18 protein-coding genes and 1 other RNA gene are annotated in these 20,755 nt (G+C 62.2%); 9 read left to right on the plus strand and 10 right to left on the minus strand.

All coding sequences use genetic code 11. The features are described from left to right. Window positions 1-34 precede the first annotated feature (34 nt). The 6 genes from BM275_RS18805 to BM275_RS18830 all read right to left on the minus strand — a co-directional run bounded on the left by BM275_RS18805 (window position 35) and on the right by BM275_RS18830 (window position 5,455). Complete coding sequence (locus tag BM275_RS18805; RefSeq protein ID WP_043220498.1) at window positions 35-898, minus strand: IS3 family transposase; 864 nt, start codon at window positions 896-898, stop codon at window positions 35-37. Then, on the minus strand, window positions 895-1,197 hold the full coding sequence (locus BM275_RS18810) for a transposase (RefSeq protein ID WP_042922387.1): 303 nt from the start codon (window positions 1,195-1,197) through the stop codon (window positions 895-897). The genes BM275_RS18805 and BM275_RS18810 overlap by 4 nt, the downstream gene beginning before the upstream one ends. Window positions 1,198-1,303: 106 nt before the next feature. Next, on the minus strand, window positions 1,304-2,167 hold the full coding sequence (locus BM275_RS18815) for an MBL fold metallo-hydrolase (protein WP_090522916.1): 864 nt from the start codon (window positions 2,165-2,167) through the stop codon (window positions 1,304-1,306). Between the two features lie 154 nt (window positions 2,168-2,321). After that, a complete protein-coding gene (locus tag BM275_RS18820) occupies window positions 2,322-3,053 on the minus strand; it encodes an ABC transporter ATP-binding protein (protein WP_090522918.1) in 732 nt (243 codons plus the stop codon). Next, the gene (locus tag BM275_RS18825) at window positions 3,046-4,266 is read right to left on the minus strand and encodes an ABC transporter permease (protein ID WP_090522920.1); all 1,221 of its coding nucleotides are present in this window, start codon (window positions 4,264-4,266) and stop codon (window positions 3,046-3,048) included. The genes BM275_RS18820 and BM275_RS18825 overlap by 8 nt, the downstream gene beginning before the upstream one ends. 4 nt (window positions 4,267-4,270) lie before the next feature. Then, a complete protein-coding gene (locus tag BM275_RS18830; protein ID WP_090522922.1) occupies window positions 4,271-5,455 on the minus strand; it encodes an efflux RND transporter periplasmic adaptor subunit in 1,185 nt (394 codons plus the stop codon). Between the two features lie 186 nt (window positions 5,456-5,641). Between BM275_RS18830 and BM275_RS18835 the strand changes: the two genes are divergently transcribed. Continuing rightward, window positions 5,642-6,574, plus strand: a complete 933-nt coding sequence (locus tag BM275_RS18835) for a ZIP family metal transporter (protein WP_003299516.1) — start codon at window positions 5,642-5,644, stop codon at window positions 6,572-6,574. A gap of 4 nt (window positions 6,575-6,578) precedes the next feature. Here BM275_RS18835 and BM275_RS18840 read toward each other — a convergent pair whose 3' ends face one another. The 3 genes from BM275_RS18840 to BM275_RS18850 all read right to left on the minus strand — a co-directional run bounded on the left by BM275_RS18840 (window position 6,579) and on the right by BM275_RS18850 (window position 9,210). Next, complete coding sequence (locus BM275_RS18840; protein WP_023444995.1) at window positions 6,579-7,310, minus strand: OmpA/MotB family protein; 732 nt, start codon at window positions 7,308-7,310, stop codon at window positions 6,579-6,581. Further along, a complete protein-coding gene (locus tag BM275_RS18845; RefSeq protein ID WP_003299513.1) occupies window positions 7,307-8,122 on the minus strand; it encodes a motility protein A in 816 nt (271 codons plus the stop codon). The genes BM275_RS18840 and BM275_RS18845 overlap by 4 nt, the downstream gene beginning before the upstream one ends. A 101-nt stretch (window positions 8,123-8,223) precedes the next feature. After that, on the minus strand, window positions 8,224-9,210 hold the full coding sequence (locus BM275_RS18850) for an NAD(P)/FAD-dependent oxidoreductase (protein WP_031297547.1): 987 nt from the start codon (window positions 9,208-9,210) through the stop codon (window positions 8,224-8,226). 309 nt (window positions 9,211-9,519) lie between these two features. Between BM275_RS18850 and ffs the strand changes: the two genes are divergently transcribed. The 3 genes from ffs (at window position 9,520) to efp (ending at window position 11,711) form a co-directional block, all read left to right on the plus strand. Then, an RNA gene (gene ffs, locus BM275_RS18855) (signal recognition particle sRNA small type) lies at window positions 9,520-9,616 on the plus strand. Window positions 9,617-9,812: 196 nt separating this feature from the next. Continuing rightward, window positions 9,813-10,967, plus strand: coding sequence for an elongation factor P maturation arginine rhamnosyltransferase EarP (gene earP, locus BM275_RS18860; protein ID WP_090522924.1), 1,155 nt, complete (start codon window positions 9,813-9,815; stop codon window positions 10,965-10,967). Window positions 10,968-11,144: 177 nt separating this feature from the next. After that, a complete protein-coding gene (gene efp / locus BM275_RS18865) occupies window positions 11,145-11,711 on the plus strand; it encodes an elongation factor P (RefSeq protein ID WP_003280508.1) in 567 nt (188 codons plus the stop codon). 130 nt (window positions 11,712-11,841) lie between these two features. Here the strand turns inward: efp and BM275_RS18870 are convergent, their stop codons facing one another. Then, a complete protein-coding gene (locus BM275_RS18870; RefSeq protein WP_090522926.1) occupies window positions 11,842-13,191 on the minus strand; it encodes a class II 3-deoxy-7-phosphoheptulonate synthase in 1,350 nt (449 codons plus the stop codon). 132 nt (window positions 13,192-13,323) lie between these two features. Between BM275_RS18870 and BM275_RS18875 the strand changes: the two genes are divergently transcribed. From BM275_RS18875 to BM275_RS18895, 5 genes are all read left to right on the plus strand, one after another. Next, on the plus strand, window positions 13,324-14,073 hold the full coding sequence (locus BM275_RS18875; RefSeq protein WP_003299506.1) for a spermidine synthase: 750 nt from the start codon (window positions 13,324-13,326) through the stop codon (window positions 14,071-14,073). A gap of 273 nt (window positions 14,074-14,346) precedes the next feature. Next, window positions 14,347-16,509, plus strand: coding sequence for a methyl-accepting chemotaxis protein (locus BM275_RS18880; protein ID WP_090522928.1), 2,163 nt, complete (start codon window positions 14,347-14,349; stop codon window positions 16,507-16,509). Between the two features lie 376 nt (window positions 16,510-16,885). Beyond that, window positions 16,886-18,556, plus strand: coding sequence for a DEAD/DEAH box helicase (locus BM275_RS18885; RefSeq protein WP_090522930.1), 1,671 nt, complete (start codon window positions 16,886-16,888; stop codon window positions 18,554-18,556). 257 nt (window positions 18,557-18,813) lie between these two features. After that, window positions 18,814-19,098: an integration host factor subunit beta gene (gene ihfB, locus BM275_RS18890; protein ID WP_015276650.1), complete on the plus strand. Its 285-nt coding sequence runs from the start codon at window positions 18,814-18,816 to the stop codon at window positions 19,096-19,098. Between the two features lie 151 nt (window positions 19,099-19,249). Continuing rightward, window positions 19,250-20,530: a Wzz/FepE/Etk N-terminal domain-containing protein gene (locus BM275_RS18895; protein WP_090522932.1), complete on the plus strand. Its 1,281-nt coding sequence runs from the start codon at window positions 19,250-19,252 to the stop codon at window positions 20,528-20,530. The last annotated feature ends 225 nt before the right edge of the window (window positions 20,531-20,755 follow it).

A 20,755-nucleotide genomic window follows, 5' to 3' on the forward strand; every position in this document is an offset into this window, starting at 1 on the left:
AGTCTGAACTGACCCCGATTTCACGGACACCGACCTAAGAGACAGCGTGCAGGCGTTCATACTCGAACGGCGTCATATACGCCAAATACGAATGCCGTCGCTGTCGGTTGTAAAACACTTCGATGTAGTCGAACAAGCTTTGCCGAGCCTCGTCGAAGGTTCGGTATTTCTGATGCCGCACATGCTCGGTTTTGAGCGTATGGAAAAAGCTCTCCATCGCTGCGTTGTCGTGGCAATTACCTTTACGGCTCATGCTCGGCTGGATATCGTTTTGAGCAAGCAGAGCCTGATAACGAGCGGTTCTGTACTGCACGCCCTGATCGGTATGGAGCAGCAGGCCAACAGGCTTGGCACGCCTGCCCAGGCTCATTTCCAGTGCCAGCGTTGCTAGCTCTTGGCTGGGCTTCTTATCCATTGCCCAGCCAACTATCAGCCGAGAGTAGAGATCCATGATCACCGATAGGTACAGCCATCCTTGAGCGGTCGGAATGAACGTAATGTCCGCCACCCAACGCTCGTTTGGTCGATCCGCATAGAAGCGCCTCAGCAGTCGATGCTCAACGATATGTTCAAACGTTCGCCCGCGACCGGCCTGCTGCCAAACCAAGGTCTGCTTTGTCCTGAGACCGGCCTCTCGCTTCAAACGAGCTATGCGATTGAGGCCTGCACTGTTCCCCTGACTAGTTAGCTCTCGGTGAATACGTATCGGCCCATACGTTTGGCGACTATCACGATGAACCGCCTCGATCTGGCCCAGCAAAATACGGTTTGCCTTCGAACGCCGCGACTCTGCTCGATTGCGCCACGCGTAGTACCCGCTTGGCGAAGCGCCAACCGCTCGGCAAAGCCTGCGGATCGGATACTGGGCAGCATGATCACGAATGAAGGCGTACTTCACACGAGGCTCTTGGCGAAGTACGCAGCCGCCTTTTTTAGGATTTCGTTCTCTTCACGTAATCGCTCCATTTCGCGCTTCAGCTGAGCCACTTCGCTTTCTGGCTCAGCCTGGCGGCCAGAGCCCGGGAACGCGTGGCCCTGCTTCTGGTCAAGCTGCTGCTTCCACTTGTAGAGCTGATTGACCCGGATACCTAGCTCACGCGCAAGCTGCGTGCAGGACTTATCCGAGTCGGTCAGCTGACGGACTGCCTCTCGCTTGAATTCGGGGCTGTAGCGTTGGTACTCGCGTTTGTCTGTCATGGGACACCTTCCTATCTGACGGTATAGTCACATTTGAGGTGTCCGTAAAACCGGGGCTAGATCAGTCGTTTTATTGTTTGCATGTCGACGTCCTCCACGCTTGGAGCTACAGCACGTCCAGGGGAATCTTCAGGTAGCGCGTGCCATTGCTTTCCGGCTCGGGCAGCTCGCCGCCGCGCATGTTGATCTGCACAGAGGGCAGGATCAGCGTAGGCATGCCCAGCGTGGCATCCCGTGCCGTGCGCATGGAGACGAACTGGTCCTCGCTGATGCCTGCGTGCACGTGCACGTTGTATTCGCGTTCGGCGGCGATGGTCGTTTCATGGAGGAACTCTTCACGGCCGGGCGCCTTGTAGTCGTGGCACATGAATACCCGTGTGTCGCCCGGCAGGGCGAACAGCTTCTGGATCGACTGGTACAGCGTGCGCGCGTCGCCGCCTGGGAAATCGCAACGGGCAGTGCCGTAATCGGGCATGAACAGCGTGTCGCCGACGAACGCCGCATCACCGATGACATAGGTCATGCAGGCCGGGGTGTGTCCCGGGGTATGGATGGCGCGCGCCTGGATGTTGCCGACCTGGAAGGTATCGCCATCGTGGAACAGGTGGTCGAACTGGCGGCCATCGGTCGCAAAGCCAGTACCGGCGTTGAACAGCTTGCCGAAGGTGTCCTGCACCACGGTGATGCGATCACCGATCGCCAGCTGACCACCTAGTTGCTGCCTGAGGTACGGCGCGGCGCTCAGATGGTCGGCGTGCACGTGGGTTTCCAGCAGCCACTGCACCTTGAGGTCCTGCTCGCATACATAGTCGACCAGACGCTGGGCGGTAGCATGGGAGGTACGGCCGGATGCCGGATCGTAGTCCAGCACCGAATCGATCACCGCGCATTGGCGTGTCTGCGGATCGCTGACCACGTAGCTGTAGGTGAAAGTCGCGGGATCGAAGAAGGGTTCGATATGGGCATTCATGGACGCGCTCCTCTCCAAGATTAATACCGGTAGGGGTATGTATGTGGAGTGATGTTAGCCCTGATTTAGGTTATATGCTTAGACTTAATAGTTATTAGCTGGTGACGGGACGTTCGCCGCGACCCGCTATGGAAGGGGCGCAGCGGCTGTCGGGTCAGCGACTGGGCGGATTGGCAGCGTCACTGACGATATGGCCATCGACCAGCTGTATGGTCCGCCCGCAATCGGCCGCAAGCCGTGGATCATGGGTCACCACCAGTATTGCGCAGCCGAACTGGGCATTGATGCGATGAAATAGCTCGAACACGCTTTGCGCGGTGCGGGTATCGAGATTGCCGGTCGGCTCGTCGGCCAGCAACAGAGGCGGGCGGGTCACCAGCGCCCGGGCGATGGCAACTCGTTGCTGCTGGCCGCCGGAGATCTGCGTCGGCTTCTTGTCGGCGAACTGCGCCAGTCCAACTTCGTCGAGCAGGCCGCGAGCCAGGTCGATATCCGCGTGTGACGGCTTGCCGTGGCGAATCATCAGCGGCATCAGCACGTTCTCCAGCACGCTGAACGCCGAGATCAGGTGGTGAAACTGGAACACGAAACCGATTGCCTGGTTGCGCAGGTGCGTGCGCGCTTCGTCGTTGCTGTCGCGTGTCGCCTGGCCGAGCACGTACAGCTCGCCGGAGCTGGGCGTATCGAGCAGGCCGATCAGGTTCAGCAGCGTGCTCTTACCTGAGCCGGACGGGCCGATCAGCGCGGCCAGCTCACCACGGCTCAGACGCAGGTCGATACCGTGCAACACCTCGGTTTCCAGTGGTGTGCCTATGTTGAAGGCCTTGCGTACCTGTTCCAGGCGCAGGACCTCATTGGCCGGGCTGGCTGGCAGGGTTTCAGACATATCGAATCGCCACCGCAGGGTCGTAGCGCGCCGCACGCCGCGCCGGCATCGCCGCCGCCAGCACGCCGGTGATTGTCGCTACCAGCATGGCCAGCGGCACCAGCGTCGGATCGACCGGAATGGTGAACAGTCGCGGGCCAAACAGATTGAAAACCTGCACCAGGCCCCAGCCGACGCCTCCGCCGCAGGCCGAACCGAGCAGCCCGAGCAGCCCGCCCTGCAGCAGGAACACGCGCAGAATCTGCCCACGCGGGCTGCCCATGGCGCGCAGGATGCCGATCTCGCGGGTGCGCTGAACGACGCTCACGGCGAGCACGCTGGCGATGCCAAAAGCCACGGAGATACCGACGAATACACGGATCATCTCCGTGGTCATGCTCTGCGAGGCGAGCGCGTTGAGCAGTTGCCCATTGGTTTCCATCCAGCTTTCGGCGCGCAGCCCGGTGAGGCGCGCGAGGCGCTCGGCGACCTGATCGGCCTCGAAGATTTCGGCGACCGTGGTATCGATCACCGTGACGCCGCCGGGCAGGTCGAGCAGTGTCTGCGCCTGTTTCAGGTCCAGGTACACGTAGCGCGCATCCAGCTCGCGCACGCCCAGCTCGAAGATACCGGCGATATCGACGACCGCCTCGCGGCCTTCGCCGGCGTCCAAACGCAGCTTGTCGCCGATGCCCAGGCCGAGGTCGCGTGCCAGTTCCTTGCCGATAACCGCGTGGCCGGCGCCCACGGTGAACTGCCCGGCGATCAGGTCGTCTGCCAGCGGGATGATGCGCTGATAGCGGGGCGGGTCGATGCCGAGCAGCGCCACCGAGGCGCGGGCCACGCCGCGTCGGGCGATGGCCGGGCCGCTGATCACCGGCGACACCGCGAGGATCTGTGTGTCCTGGTCGAGCACGTCGCGTACGTCCTGCCAGTTGATGATCGAGCGCAGGCGCTGCGCCCGCGGGCTCTCCAGCACCAGCGACCAGCTATGGTCATCGGCGGGCAGAAGGCGGTTGACCTCGTCCGGCGGCAGGATGCGGATATGCGCCTGGGTGCCCAGGGTGCGCTCGACCACATTGGCCTGCAGGCCGGTGATCAGCGCGGTGATGAACACGATCACCGCCGAGCCGACGGCGATACCGAACATGATCAGCAACGTCTGCATGCGGTTGTCCAACAAGAAGCGCAGGGCGATCTTCCATTCGGTCCACAGCGAGTCGGCCAGGTGCATGCAGTCAGTCCTGAATGCCGGTTGGAATCGCTTGCTCACGCACGCGTACGCGCTGGCCTTCCTCGGCGTCGCCGATCAGCACCAGATCACCAGCGGCCAGCCCTTCGCTCACTTCGCTCAGCGCCGTGCCCAGCATTCCCAGACGCACGCTGACCCGCTCCACTACGCCGTCATTGACGCGCAATACCTGCGCACGTGTTCCGTCGCGGGCGCGCAGCGCATCGTTGGGCAGTACCAGGGCTTGCTCGCGTCGGCCGGTCTCGATGTTCACCGAGACGGTCATGCCCTGACGCAGGAAGTCGGCTGGTTCCAGCAGGTCGAGATGGACATCGATGGTCCCACGGGCGGTATCGACGCTCGGCGCGATGAAGCTGACGCGTGCCGGCAGCACTCGATCCGGGTAGGCATCGGCGATGATCCTGGCGGCCTGGCCCAGTTCGATCGGGGCCAGATTCTTTTCGTCCAGAGGCAGCAGGATTTCGCTACTGCCGGAGCGGGCGATCGTCAGCAGGGTGCGGCCGGGCTGTACCAGGTCGCCGGGTTCGACTTCGCGCGTCTGCACGATGCCGTCGACTTGGGCGTGGATGCGGGCTTTCGCCAGGTTTGCGCGCGCCGCTTCCAGGCGCTGACGCAGGACCTGTTCCTCGCTGCCGCCTTCGCCCACGGCCGCGGCGGCGAAGCGGGCGCGATCGCGGACCACACGGGCAGTCAGCGTTGCGCGTCGAGCCTGCTCAAGCGCCTCGGAGGCCAGGAGCTTGCGTTCGAACAGTGTCTCCCGGCGCTGGAGTTCGCGATCGGCCTGTTCGAGGTTGTTCTGTGCCTCGCGTAGGGTGGCCTGTGCCTGGGGGCGGCTGGAATCGATCAGCTGCCGCAGGGCCGCTTCCGCCTCGCGCAGGCGGGCGCGCTGCTCGTCGTCGCGCAGCTCCAGCAACAGATCGCCAGCCTTTACCGCATCGCCCTCGCGCACATGGCGCACGGCGATAACGCCGGTGATTTCGCTGCCGACCTGCGCCAGCGACTGGCTGTCCACCTCGCCGCTGGCGACCACGCGTTGCACCAGTGGGCGTGTTTCCAGGCGATAACCGGGCAATTCTGGCCCTTGAAGCTGGCGCCAGATCATCCAGCCGGCCAGCAGCAGGACCGGGATGATCAGCAAAAGCGCGCGACGAATGGTTTTTGCAGCGGGCACGACGGACCACTCCTTAATGCGGCCCCTCCGGGCCATCGAACCCGCCAAGCTTACGGTCATACCCATGGGGGTACAACGCGGGCGTTGCGCGCAGGTCGGGCGATGGTCTGCGGCTATCGTGACCATAGGCTCTGGAGCAGGGCGTGGCGGAGTACACTGGCCGCCCGCATCGAGGATTCTGAAATCATGGCGTCCACCGTTCAAAGCCCGGCGGCCACTCTGCGCGCTGCCTGGCTCGCACAGGCGCAAGCCAACCCCTGGATCACCTTCGGTCTTGCGGCAACTGCAGTGGCGGTGCTGTTGCTGCTAGTGGCGGGTACCGCCAACGCTTTGCAGAGCAGTGAGGCGGGCAACGTTCGCTACGCGCTGTTGGGCGGCAGCGCCGGTTTCGTAGCGACGGCGGTCGGCGCGTTTCTGGCGATCGGCCTGCGTGACATTTCTACCCGCACCCAGGACAGCATGCTTGGCTTTGCCGCCGGCATGATGCTCGCTGCGAGCGCTTTCTCTCTGATCCTTCCGGGGCTGGAAGCGGGGCGTGAATTGTTCGGTAACGGCCCGGCTGCGGCGCTGACGGTGGTGGTCGGCCTGGGGCTTGGCGTGTTGCTCATGCTCGGTCTGGATTACTTCACGCCGCACGAGCATGAAAGCACTGGCCCCTGTGGTCCCGAGTGCGAACGCCTGAACAGGGTCTGGCTGTTTGTGCTCGCCATTGCGCTGCACAACATTCCCGAAGGCATGGCCATCGGTGTGAGCTTCGCCAATGGCGACCTGAGCGTTGGCCTGCCGCTGACCACGGCGATCTCCATTCAGGACATTCCCGAAGGCCTGGCCGTCGCGCTGGCGTTGCGCACCACCGGGTTGTCGGCGCTGGGTTCGGTGCTGGTCGCCGCGGCATCCGGGCTGATGGAGCCGATCGGCGCGTTGGTGGGTATCGGCATGTCCAGCGGCTTCGCCATCGCCTATCCCATCAGCCTCGGCCTGGCCGCGGGGGCAATGATCTTCGTGGTATCCCACGAGGTGATCCCGGAAACCCACCGCAACGGCCATCAGACGCCCGCCACGCTGGGCCTCATGGTGGGCTTCGCGGTGATGATGTTCCTCGATACCGCGCTGGGCTGACGCGTCAGGGCTTGTCCGCCTCGGTCTGCATGATCAGCTCGACGCGGCGGTTGCTGGCGCGACCCTGTTCGTCGCCGTTGTCGGCGAGCGGTCGCGTGTCGGCGTAGCCGGTTGCGCTCAGCCGCGTCGATTCGATGCCGGCCAGCTGCAGGTAGCGCACCACGCTGCTGGCGCGGCTGGCGGAAAGCTCCCAGTTGGACGGAAAGCGCTCAGTCTGGATGGGCAGATTGTCGGTATGGCCCTCGACGATGATCCGATGACCGCCTGCGGCGAGGGTCGGGACCAATCGGTCGATCACATCCAGCCCGGCGTCTTCCAGCTCCGCCCGCCCTGAGCCGAACAGAATTTCGCTGCTGATTCGAAAGCTGATGCTGCCATCGTTGACGATGACCTCGATGTCGTCGCCCAGCGCCAGATCGGGCTTCGCTTCGCTCGTGTCGTCCTGCTGCGTATCAGCCGCCGGCGCCGGTAGCGGCACGATCGATGGTATGGGTGAAGCGCTTGGCTGCAGTGCTACCAGCTGATCGCCAGCCGACTGCTGCGTGGCTTCTACCATCGAGGGCTCGCTCTGCTGGCCTTCGCCCTTGCCGGCCAGCGCCAGCATGATCACCAGCATCACCAGCAGCAGGGTGAGCATGTCCAGGTAGGTGATCAGCCAGGCTTCCTGCTCTTCCTCTCGCTGCGGCTCGATATGCCAGCGGGAGAAGCGGCTGCCCGGCGATGCCTGGCCGTTCACGTGCGTTCGTCCTGCGGCGCGCTGCGCGGTGCGGCGGGGCTGCCGTCGCGAATTTCGTCGTCGTGGTGGGCGATGAACGACTTGAGCGTTTCGCGCATGTAGGCCGGGCTGCGGCGATTGCACATCATGGAGATGCCCTGCATCACCAGATTCATCAGCGCCACGCGTTGCTCGGTACGCCGTTCGAGCTTCACGGCCACTGGTTTGAGGATCAGGTTGGCCAGCAGCACGCCGTAGAAGGTCGTCATCAGCGCGACCGCGAGGCTGCGGCCGATCAGGTCCATATTGCCGCTACCGAGCATGAACATCAGGTTGATCAGCCCGACCAGCGTGCCGATCATGCCGAACGCCGGCGCATAGTTGGACATCGCCCGGAACAGCTGTGCCTCGGCATTCTCCCGGGCGCGCAGTCGTGCGATGCGCCATTGCAGAAGTTCCAGGATGTCTTCTTCCGGGGTGTTGTCGATCACCAGCTGCACGCCGGTGCGCAGAAAGGGATTGCTGACCTGCTCGACCGCTTTTTCCACCGCAGGTAGGTCACCGCTGATCCACAGTCGCGAGATCTGCACCAGCTCATCGAGATCCTGCCGCGTGTACAGGCGCTCGTTGCGCATCACGGTCCAGATCAGCCCGAACACTCGGGTGACTTCGCGCAACGGATAGCTGATAAAGGTCGCCGCCAGGGTGCCGACCAGTACGATGCCGAGGCTTGGCAGGTCGATGAAAAGCGCGGGTTCTTTGGCGGCGAAGAGCATGACGACGGCGAGCAGTCCGATGCTCGCGACGATGCCGATCAGGGTGGAGGGATTCATCGGAACTCCGCTGAAGGGGGCCAGTGCAGAAAGCGCGCGATCATAGCAGCTGGCCTTGCGCGTACGGCTGACCTGAGTCAGATCAGCCGCTGGCAGCCGCTCTACAGATTCTCAAGCAGCCGGCGCGCCGCTTCCTGGCCGCTGAGCCATGCGCCTTCCACTCGGCCGGACAGGCACCAGTCGCCGCAGGCGTAAAGACCCAACCCGGCGTCGGCCAGGGCATTCCATTCGTGGGCCTGGGCCGGGCGGGCATACAGCCAGCGATGGGCCAGGGTGAACTCCGGGGCCGGCACCACACAATCGATGAGCTCGGCGAATGCGCCATGCAAGCGCTCGATCACCGCCTCCTTGGGCAGGTCGAGGTGCTGCCGGCTCCAGCTGCTGGTGCCGTGCAAAACCCAGGTATCCAGCTCGCCGTTGCGGCCGGGCTTACTGCGGTTGCGAGCAATCCAGTCCAGCGCATCGTCGCGAACGAAGCAGCCTTCCAGCATGGTGTTCAACGGAGTCGCGAAGCCCAGCGCGACCGCCCAGGTGGGTTCCATGGCTACGCTGGCGGCGACGGCGGCGAGCTTGGGCGCGCTGGAGAGCAGCGCAGCCGCCTGCGGCGCCGGCACGGCAATCACCACCTGGCTGAATGGTCCGTGGCTTACGCCTGTGGCATCGACCAGCGTCCAGAACTGCTCGCCGCGAAACACTTCGGTGATGCGGCAACTGAAGTTGACCGGCATGTCGCCCAGCAACCCGCGGGTGATCGAACTCATCGTCGGTGTGCCGACCCAGCGCACCTGCTCGTCGGCAGATGGTTTCAGTTGACCGTCATGGGACTGGTACATGCTGGGCGACCATTGATCGACCCAGCCTTCGCTCTGCCACTGGCGGACGGTTCCGCCAAAGCGGCGATCCCGGGCGGTGAAGTATTGCGCGCCCAGGTCGAGCGAGCCCGCATCGCTGCGTTTGCTGGCCATGCGGCCGCCGCTGCCGCGGCTCTTGTCGAACAGATGTACTACTTGCCCGGCATCGTGGAGGGCGCGCGCAGCGGAGAGCCCCGCGATCCCGGTTCCGATGACGGCGATTGGAGCCTTGCTCATGATTACCTCGTGTGCTGTTGCCATCAGCCGCACAGCGAAATCGCTGCACAGCATGGTTTCATGACAAGCGTTCGATAGCGCTTGAGCCTGCCCATCCTCGGACAGACGTTGGTCTTTGGCTAGAGGCTTTCGACGCAATGCGCATACCGCTCGCCGGTTCAATCCATTGATAGTCGGGTTGCTGGCGCTTCATGGAAGAGGATGCAAGTGGCCTGCCGTAAGCGTGGCAGCAGTCTGTGGTTGTAAGTTGCTGATAAGCCGGTACAATGGCGCCGCTCGCCGCCAGGCGGGTTTCGTTATGGTGGGCCCTGCCGGTCCCCTCGCAACGATCAGCCGTGAACCCGGTCAGGCCCGGAAGGGAGCAGCCGCAGCGGTGACATTGTGTGCCGGGGTGTGGCTGGTAGGGTTCACCTCCATAACGATCTTCTCGTTTTTCCTTTCTCTCTTATCTGAATCCGCTGACGCCTTTGCAGGCTCGGGCGTATACGCGTGTCTGCCGTTCCTGTGTTGTGGTATGGCAACCGGTTGTTGGCGCCAACCTTGTATCCTGCGCAGCGTTTCCAGAGGCACGAAGTGCCGGTATCGGCTCGAGGAGCACGGTTTTGTCTGTAAAAGCGAAGTGGGACATCTTCTGCGCAGTCGTGGATAACTTCGGTGACATCGGTGTCACCTGGCGCCTGGCCCGGCAGCTGGCGGCGGAACACGGTCAGCACGTGCGGCTGTGGGTGGATGACCTGGATACCTTCGCTCGGCTTTGCCCGGCGGCCAATGCCGAGGCGGAACAGCAGCTGCACGAGGGCGTGGAGGTCCGGCGCTGGTCCGGCCAATGGTCAGCTACCGAGCCCGCCGATGTGGTCATCGAGGCGTTCGCCTGCAATCTGCCGCAGCCCTACATCAATGCCATGGCTGCCAGCGGTCGTCGCATCCTCTGGCTGAACCTCGAGTATCTGAGCGCCGAGGACTGGATCGTCGGCTGCCATGCGCTGCCCTCACTGCAGGCCAACGGCTTGCAGAAGTACTTCTTCTTTCCGGGCTTCGAAGCCCGGACCGGCGGTCTGATCCGTGAAGCCGATCTGATGTTGCGCCGTGCGGAATTTCAGAGCGATATGGCGCAACAGACCGCTTTTCTTGCCTCGCTCGGCGTAGCGCGACAGCCCGGCGCGCGCCTGTTGTCCTTGTTCGCCTACGAAAACACTGCGGTCGCGGGTTGGCTAGACGCCCTCGCGGCCGATTCGCGCAGCAACCAGCTGCTGGTCCCGGAAGGGCGAGTACTTGGCGATGTTGCCGCCTGGCTTGGCGTGCCGAGCCTGCAGACGGGCGATCAGCATCGGCACGGCAGTCTGCAGCTGTGCATCGTGCCGTTCATGACTCAGGACGAATACGACCTGCTGCTGTGGAGCTGCGATTTCAACGCGGTGCGCGGCGAGGAGTCCTTTATCCGCGCCCAGTGGGCCGGCAGACCGCTGGTGTGGCACATCTATCCTCAGGAAGACGATGCCCACTGGGATAAACTCCATGCCTTTCTCGATCTGTACGCGCATGAGCTGTCGCCCACGGCCAACGCAGCGCTACGCGAATTCTGGCGTGCCTGGAACGCTGGGCAGGGGGCTGGCGAAGCCTGGACCGCTCTGGTCCGCGAGTATCCGGCGTTGCTCGAGCATGCCGAAGCCTGGACCCACGAGCAGGTGGCCAATGGCGATCTGGCCGGAAAGCTGGTGTTTTTCTACACCGATTGGCTAGGTGCTGTTCACGCTTAGCGTGCGACCGCACCTTCAATTATGGTGGGGAAAGGCCGTGGCCTGATCTCCGCGCCTTGTTGTACGCCGCTCCGTATGGCGCCATTTGGCGCAGCAACGTGGCTTGCGACCAGGCGGGAACAGACCCTATGATACGCGGCCTGTTTTTTGTCTCTAATTCCCCTTCGGATATTTCGTATGAAAACCGCACAAGAGTTCCGTGCCGGCCAGGTGGCCATCATCAACGGCGCACCCTGGGTCATCCAGAAAGCCGAGTTCAACAAGTCCGGCCGTAACAGTGCCGTGGTCAAGATGAAGTTGAAGAACCTGCTCAACGGTTCGGCTACCGAGACCGTTTACAAGGCTGACGACAAGCTGGAGCCGGTCATCCTCGAGCGCAAGGAAGTGACCTATTCATACTTCGCCGACCCGCTGTACGTGTTCATGGACGACGAGTTCAACCAGTACGAAATCGAAAAAGACGACCTGGAAGGCGTGATGACCTTCATCGAAGACGGCATGACCGACGTCTGCGAAGCCGTTTTCTACAACGACAAGGTGATTTCCGTCGAACTGCCGACCACCATCGTTCGCGAAATCGTTTACACCGAGCCGTCCGTACGTGGCGATACTTCCGGCAAGGTCATGAAGACCGCTCGCCTGAAGAACGGTGCCGAGCTGCAGGTTTCCGCGTTCTGCGAAATCGGCGACTCGATCGAAATCGACACCCGCACCGGCGAGTACAAGTCCCGCGTCAAGGCCTGATAGGCCACGCAGACTGCTCGAAAAAGAAACCCGGCCTGGTGCCGGGTTTTTTTATGTCCTTTCACTTGCCGATCGGTGCGCGATAAGTGTCGAGCACCGTGACCGGCAGCCCGCGGCTTCTACCTCGCCATCAGTTGGGCCGCAGCTGCTTCAGGGTTTCCGCGATCATGAACGCCATTTCCAGCGACTGATCGGCGTTTAACCGCGGGTCGCACTGGGTGTGATAGCGATCGCTGAGGCCGGCTTCGGTGATCGGCCGCGAACCGCCGATGCATTCGGTGACGTTCTGTCCGGTCATCTCGATATGAATCCCACCGGGGTAGCTGCCCTCGGCACGATGCACATCGAAGAACTGACGCACTTCGGCGAGCACCTTCTCGAAGTCCCGCGTCTTGTAGCCGCTGGACGCCTTGATGGTGTTGCCATGCATTGGGTCGGAACTCCAGAGCACATGGCGACCTTCGTTCTGTACCGCGCGCACCAGTCGCGGCAGGCCGGCTTCGACCTTGTCGGCGCCCATGCGCACGATCAGGTTCAAGCGACCGGGGTCGTTCTGCGGGTTGAGGATGTCGATCAGGCGGATCAGCTCCTCGCTGTCCATGCTCGGGCCGACCTTCACGCCGATGGGATTGCCCACTCCGCGCAGGAATTCGACATGCGCGCCGTCGAGCTGTCGGGTGCGGTCACCGATCCACAGCATGTGCGCGGAGCAGTCGTACCAGCCGCCGCTGAGGCTGTCCTGGCGGACGAAAGCCTGCTCGTAGTTCAGCAACAGTGCCTCGTGAGCCGTGAAAAAGCTGGTCTCGCGCAACTGTGGCGCGCCATCCAGGCCGCATGCGCGCATGAATTTCAGCGTTTCGTCGATGCGTGCGCCGAGCTGGTGGTACTTCACGGCCAGCAGGGAGTTGGCGATGAAGTCCAGGTTCCACTGATGCACCTGGTGCAGGTCGGCGAAACCGCCCTGGGCGAATGCACGCAGCAGGTTCAGGCTGGAGGTGGACTGATGGTAGGCCTGCAGCAGACGCTCCGGGTCCGGCACGCGGCTTTGTGCGTTGAAGTCGATGCCATTGACGATATCGCCCCGGTAAGCCGGCAGCGTCATGCCGTCGACGGTTTCGTCACCGGCCGAGCGGGGCTTGGCAAACTGGCCGGCCATACGCCCGACTTTCACCACCGGACAGCCGGCCGCGAAGGTCATGACGATCGCCATCTGCAGCAGCACCTTGAAGGTGTCGCGAATCTTGGTGGCCGAGAATTCGGCGAAACTCTCGGCGCAATCGCCGCCCTGCAACAGGAACGCGCGGCCCTGGGTCACCTCGGCGAACTGCCGTCTCAGCTCCCGTGCTTCGCCGGCGAAGACCAGCGGTGGCAAGCCGGCCAGGGTGCGTTCAACGCGCGAGAGGTGTTCGGCATCCGGGTATTCGGGCTGTTGCTGGATCGGCTTGCTTCTCCAGCTATCGGGGCTCCAGGCGTCGTTCATGATCGTTCCAACTGATAAAAGTGCGGCGATTTTACCTGAAGCGTCCTAGCCCCGGAGATAGCGATGGCCTATGGGGCTGCGTAAGATGCGTTCGCCGACACGCCGGTGATCGGATAGCTGCGGAGCACATTGATGGACAAAGAGGAACGCCTGCTCGCCGAAGTGCATGACGCTTTCGGGCTGATTCGCGTACTCGAGGTGGGCGACTACCGTTTTCTCGAGTTTGGCGCGGCGGTCGAGCAGAGCTGCGTATTCACCGCCGATCCTGCCTGGCTCGAATACGATTACACCCGCGCGATGCTGCTCGGTGGGCTGTGTCATGCAGAGCCGGAAACCGCACTGTTTCTAGGGCTTGGTGCCGGCAACCTGACCCAGGCCTGTCTGCAGTTCCTGCCGCTGGAGGACGTCGAGGTCATCGAGCTGCGGCCGGCGGTGCCGGAGCTTGCGATGCAGTACCTCGGCTTGCAGAACGACTCGCGGCTGTATATCCGCATCGGCGATGCCACCGAGTTGCTGGATACCGCCGAGAGTTCCGATCTGATCTTCGTCGACCTGTACAACGATGCCGGCCCGGATGCCGCGCATCTGGCCTGGTCGTTCCTCAAGCGCTGTCAGGAAAAACTCAATCCGGGCGGCTGGCTGATCATCAATCAGTGGGGCACCGATGACGACCGCCCATTGGGCGCGGCGCTGCTGCGTGGCCTCTATCATCGGCATTACTGGGAGTGCCCCGTGAAGGAGGGCAACGTGGTGCTGCTGGTGCCAGCGGATCTCGATCAGCAGCTGGACATGACCGGGCTGCGCCAGCGCGCTGAAGCGTTGGCGCCGCGCCTGGGCTATTCGCTGGATTCGTTGATTGCGGCACTGCGGCCCGCGAGCTAACTCTGCACCGAACGGGTGCGTCGGCGGTATTGAAGGTTTGTGGCTGTTCCATATCGGTGCGTACTGACCGGCGCCGTCCGGTGCCGAAAAGCGCGACGCGTGGCTCTATCGCGGGGCCTCACTCGTCACGCTCAATATCTGGGACCCACGAAGCCAGCAATTAATCAATGCTGGAGCGCTGTGTCTTGCCGCGCTGATGAGCAAACGTGATGGCATGGCTGGTCTGCTAATTGCAAAACGCCATCATGTTTCGTCGGCAGTAAGGAATCGCCCGTGCCTCATCTTCAAAGCAATCTGATGCATCTGTCCGCTAGCGAGCGCCATTGGCTTCCGTGGTCGGGGCCAACCGGCAAGCTGGCGATGCGCTGGTCGTGCTGGTTGAATCGTGGCGTGTATCCCGTGGTGGAGCAGGTCTTCGAGGGCGTTGCGCAGTCACGGGTGCGCATCCTGCAGAACTGGGTCGCCAGTCACTGGGGTCATCTGGCGGACCTCGCCGCCAATCTGGGCGAAGCCGTTGGCCACGTCGCTAGCGATGTGCTGGAGGGGAAACGGGCACAGCTGCCGGATATTTCCGAGCTGTTCGTCATCGATTCGCAAGGCCGCGTGCTGGCATCCACCTGTGCGGCTCATGTCGGGCAGCAGGATCTTGATGGCCGAGCGGTAGCGCGCGGGATGAGTGAGCCGTTCCTGCATGGGCCCTATCGTGATCCGCTGACCCAGCGCCTGGGCGCGAGCACGTCGCGCTTCCATGATGCGGTCACCCTGATGTTCTATCAGCCGGTGCATGTTGGCGGTAAGTGTCTCGGTTGCATCTGCGCGCGGGTGCCCAATGATGTGATCGGTGACCTCATCCAGCGCGAGGCCGGCCACGTCTACCCGGAATCGGGTGACAACTACCTGTTCATGGTGGAGTCGCGCTTCGACAGCAGTGTTCAGACCGGCACGGCGCTGTCACGCTCGCGCTTCGAAGATGCCACCTTCAGCCACGGCGAGAACCTGAAAAGCGGTGTGCACACGCGCTGGGGAACGGTGCGCGTGCAGCAGCATACCGAGCTGGAATTGCGTTTTACCGATCCGGCCACCGGCCAGTTGCATCCTGGTGTGCGGGAGACGATCGCCAAGGGTGCCAACCTGTTCGTCACCTATCCCGGCTACTCGGACTACCGCCATATTCCGGTCATTGGCAAGGGCGTTACCTTTCAGCTGCAAGGCTCGCCAGACCGTTGGGGGATGATGTGCGAGGCGGATCTGGAGGAGGTCTATCGTCGCCGTTCGCTGAGCGTCGGGCTGATGAAGACCTATTTGCTCACGGTGACCACTCTGTTCGCCATCGGCAGTCTGCTGCATGAGTTCAGCGGTCTGCCCACCACCGCGCTGCACCTGGTCAACGGTTTGCTGCTCCTGCTGGGGGCCTGGGCGTTCGCGTCCTTCGGGCCGCGACGGCTGGCTGCGCGCATGCAGGAGATGACCGAGGTGATTCGTACGCTGGCCGAGGGCGAGGGCAATCTGCGCCAAAGGGTCGACAGCAGCACCATGCAGCGCGATGAGAGTGGCGACATGGGGCGCTGGATCAACAGTTTCATCGACAGCCTGGACGGTGTGGTCGGCCAGGTGATCCAGGTCTCGAAACACGTTCGTCAGGACAACGAGCTGATGCTCGAACGCAGCAGCGAAGCGGGGCAGACCACCAGCGATGTGGCCGAATCGATCCATCAATTGTTGCTGCTGGTGGAGGAGCAACTTGGCGAAATTCAGCAGGCATCGATGACCGCCGAGGAAATGAAGGGCGCCATGGACGAGGTGATGCAGCGCGCCCGCGAGCGTTTCGACACCGTGCGTAACGGTACCGAATCGATCCGTGATGTGGTGCAGCGCTCGGCTCAGAGCGTTCAGCTGCTTGACAGCCGCATGGGCGAGATCGATGAGATCGTCGGGCTGATCAGCGACATCACCACGCAGACCAATCTGCTGGCACTGAACGCGGCAATCGAGGCGGCCAGGGCGGGGGACCATGGTCGCGGCTTCGCCGTGGTGGCGGGTGAGGTCCGCTCACTGGCGCAACGTACGGCCAAGGCGGCTGAGGACATTCGGCACAAGGTCGAGAGCCTGCAGGCGGAAACGCGCCAGGCGGTGTCGTTCATGGAGGGTGGCGTCCAGAATGTCGACAGCAGCCTGCGCCTGACCGAGGAGGCATCCTCGGAGAATGTGCATCTGCATCACACGGTCGAGCGCATGTTCGACATCATCAAGGGTCTGAACGAGCGCAGCCTGCATTACGGCCAGACCATCCGTGGCGTCGACCAGGCCTCCAATGAGATGGGGCAGACCCTTGGCGTGCTGAAGGACAGCGCCGAGCGTGTTCGTCATACGGCTGGCAAGCTGCACCAATTGGTCGGCCGCTTCCGCGTCAGCGCCGCCAATAGCGAGGCTGCCTGAAAGTGATGCCCGCCGTGAGGACGAGACCTGCCACGGTGCCGCTGCTGTGCACCTGGCTCGGTGCAGGCGAGCCACGCGGCGGAGCTTGCTGGCCAACGGCGCGCCCGGCAGCCCAACCGCCAGCGCAAAATACCCGCACAGCTTCACGTTAATCCGGTATAGTACGCGCCGGCTGAAACCCAGCCTGCGTTCAGGTACTGCAACACACGAAGCACTGCTTCGGCTGCTGTCCGCTTCGAGCGGGCTATCCTTGACGATTCATCATTCATACGTTTTCGCAACCCCGCCGACCAGGCTGCCAGGGTGACCTTCGGGTTTTGCACGGCATGCGCAGCTTCGGAACAATGGGTCTTGCGGAGCATCAGAGACAAGACCCATGACCCAGGAAATCGGCGGCTTTGCCGCACTCGGTATTCACTCCGCTGTTCTGGCTGCCATCAGCGCAGTCGGCTACGAAGAACCATCCCCTATTCAATCTCAGGCGATCCCGGTGATCCTTGGCGGTCACGACATGATCGGCCAGGCGCAGACCGGTACCGGCAAGACCGCGGCCTTTGCGCTGCCGATCCTGTCCAAGATCGATCCCGCTCGTAAGGAAGTGCAGGCACTGATCCTCGCGCCGACTCGCGAACTGGCCCTGCAGGTCGCCACTGCATTCGAAACCTATTCCAAGCAGATGCCTGGCCTGACCGTCGTCGCGGTCTACGGTGGCGCACCCATGGGCCCGCAGCTCAAGGCCATTCGCCAGGGCGCGCAGGTCATCGTTGCGACCCCGGGCCGTCTGGTCGATCACCTGAGCCGCAACAGTGGCCTGCTGTCGACCATTCGCTTCCTGGTCCTCGACGAAGCGGACGAGATGCTCAAGCTGGGCTTCATGGACGACCTCGAAGTGATCTTCGAAGCGATGCCAGAGAGCCGTCAGACTGTTCTGTTCTCCGCTACGCTGCCGCACTCCATTCGCGCGATTGCCGAAAAGCACCTGCGTGAGCCGCAGCACATCAAGATCGCTGCCAAGACCCAGACCGTCGCTCGTATCGAGCAGGCACACCTGATGGTCCATGCCGATCAGAAGATCCAGGCTGTGCTGCGCCTGCTGGAAGTCGAGGATTTCGACGCCCTGATTGCCTTCGTGCGCACCAAGCAAGCCACGCTGGATCTCGCCGCCGCGCTGGAAGCCAAGGGCTACAAGGCTGCTGCGCTGAACGGCGACATCGCCCAGAATCAGCGTGAGCGCGTCATCGAATCGCTCAAGGATGGCCGCCTGGACATCGTCGTCGCCACCGACGTCGCTGCCCGCGGTCTCGACGTGGCGCGCATCACCCACGTATTCAACGTGGACATGCCCTACGATCCGGAATCCTACGTGCACCGCATCGGCCGTACCGGCCGTGCCGGTCGCGAAGGCCGCGCGCTGCTGCTGGTCACCCCGCGTGAGCGTCGCATGCTGCAGGTTATCGAGCGCGTGACCAACCAGAAGGTCGCTGAAGCCCGTCTGCCGAATGCGCAGCAGGTGTTGGACGCCCGCATCAAGAAACTCACTAACAGCCTCGCTCCGCTGGTTGCCGATGCCGAAGCCACCCATGGCGAGTTGCTCGACAAGCTGGTCGCCGACATCGGTTGCAGCCCACGTGCTCTGGCCGCTGCGCTGTTGCGCAAGGCCACCAATGGTCAGGCATTGACCCTGGCTGAAGTGGAAAAAGAGCAACCGCTGGTTCCGACCAGCAGCCCGCGTGAGCGCACTGAGCGTTCGGATCGTCCTGAGCGCAGTGGTGATCGCGAGCGTCGTGCACCGGTACCGCTGGCTGAAGGCCGCGCCCGTTGCCGCACCCCACTGGGCGCGCGTGACGGCATCGCCGCTCGCAACCTGCTCGGTGCGATCCTCAACGAAGGCGGTCTGGCTCGCGAAGCCATCGGCCGCATCCAGGTGCGCGACAGCTTCAGCCTGGTCGAGCTGCCGGAAGACGGCCTTGACCGCCTGCTCGGCAAACTCAAGGACACCCGCGTCGGCGGCAAGCAGCTCAAGCTGCGTCGCTATCGCGAGGATTGAGCGGTAGGTAGTTGAATGAAAGGCGGGCTTATAGCCCGCCTTTTTTATTGCCCAGAGAAAGACGGCTTAGCTCTCGACTCCCATCCATACGGCCTTTAGCCGGTTCGCTCCTCCGCTTCTTGGCCGTTCGTGTCGCGGTGCAATAAACGAAGCACTCCTTCCTCGTCAATCCCTCTCGGGCTGTTCAAACTCTGAACAACATGCTACAAACGACCGCAACCCGAATGATCTAGCCGCTTGAAAACGAAGGGAAAACCATGACCAAGTCGGAGTTGATCGAGCGAATCGTCACCCAGCAGGGGCTGCTTTCGTCGAAGGATGTCGAGCTGGCCATCAAGACCATGCTTGAGCAAATGGCTCAGGCTCTGGCCACTGGCGACCGGATCGAGATCCGCGGCTTTGGTAGCTTTTCCCTGCACTACCGCGCCCCCCGCGTAGGCCGCAATCCCAAAACCGGCCAATCCGTCAGCCTTGACGGAAAATTCGTCCCGCATTTCAAGCCAGGGAAGGAGTTGCGCGATCGGGTGAATGAGGAGGACTGACAAGCGGCTAGGCTAGCTCTCCCTGTAGCAGCGTGGCATCAGCCTAAATAGTTGTTAAAAGCCATCATTCGGCTGAACTTTTTGCGGTTCGTACGTACAAAATCCGGTTCGCTTGCTCCGCAGTGAAGAGCACACATAACAAGGATTTCGGATGATCGTGCAGCAACCCACTTCACCTAACGATGAAATTGACTTGGTCGAACTGTTCCGTGCGCTTTGGCGGCAGAAGATCCTGATCGTTGGCGTTACGCTTCTCGTTACGCTGCTAGCGGCCCTGTACGCCTTCCTGGCGACACCATACTTTCAAGCCCGAACCTACCTTCGCCCAGTGCCGCAGAGCAATCTAGATCAGCTCAACGAAACGGGCATCTACAAGCTCACTCCGGAAGAGGCCATAAATCGCGTGGCTGGCGGATTGTCGTCTTATGACAACCGCCTGGAATTCTTCATGAACAATCAGGAGCTGTTTCCGAATCTCACCGAGCGGGGCGAGCAATCAGAGCAGGCATTCGCTGAGTTCAATGAGGAAGCGTTTGAGATGCTGTTCCCTGACCCGAAGCGTACGGAGAACCGCAGCGCGTTCGTGGGTCTGAGGCTGACTTACCCCGAGGGTGTCGCTGGTGCTTCGGTAGTAAATGGCTTTGTCGCTTATGTGTTGGAGCTGGAGCGCCGCGAAATCGCTGAGGATGTGGAAAGCCTGGTCAACAATCGTTTGGCCAGCCTTGAGATGAACATTGAGGCGCAGCGTGCAAACTACGAAGCGTCCAAGGAGGCGAAGATTGCGTCCCTGCTCGAAGAGAACGCGCTGAAGCGGGCCCAGCTTCAGGACGAGCTCGCTGCTCTGCGTGAGGAACTCAAAACTCGACGGAACAACCGAATTCAGGAGTTGACTGAGGCGATATCCATAGCCGAGTCGTTGAGTATTCGTAAGCCAACAAGCCCGTCTGCAATGTCCGACTCGGCCAGAGGCGGCGCGCAAGTTATTCGGACGGAGGTAAACAGTCGGGAAACCCCGCTGTATTTCATGGGAACAGAAGCACTATCCGCGGAGCGTAATGCCCTCGCGAGTCGCAAGTCGGATGACTTCATGGAGCCTCGAATCGCCGAGATCCAATCCGAGCTCGCAATGCTAGAAAACAATCGCGAAGTGGAAATTCTCAGAGAGCGAGAGGGTGAAGACCTCTACCTGACCAATCTCGCTGAGTTGCGCGAAGAGGCCGCCCGCTTGAAGGGAATTAAACTCGATACTGATCGGTTGCGGCTTGTTCGTCTGGATCAACCAGCGCTGGATTCGTCCAAGCCAATCAAACCTAGGAAGGCGCTGATTCTGGCGTTGGGCTTTGTGCTTGGCGGCATGCTTGGCGTATTCGCCGCTTTGGTACGCAGCCTTGCAAATCGCGGCCGCGAGCTGCAAACCCCATCGGAGTCGTAAATTGCCGCGTCCCTTTCTTCCGCGATGAGCCAGGCACGGCGTTTAACGCTTTGCCTGGCTGCGTAACTGAAGGTCGGCGAGCATCTGGCACGACGTTATAGGTGCTCACAATCGCCAAATAAAGTTGATGCGCGTCACTTGTTTTTTGTGAACTGGCTGGCAAAATGGCGGCCGGCAGCATGACGGAACTTTTCCGTGTGCTTGCGGTATAGCCCCTGGCGCGCG

Source organism: Stutzerimonas kunmingensis, assembly GCF_900114065.1.
Taxonomy (GTDB): domain Bacteria; phylum Pseudomonadota; class Gammaproteobacteria; order Pseudomonadales; family Pseudomonadaceae; genus Stutzerimonas; species Stutzerimonas kunmingensis.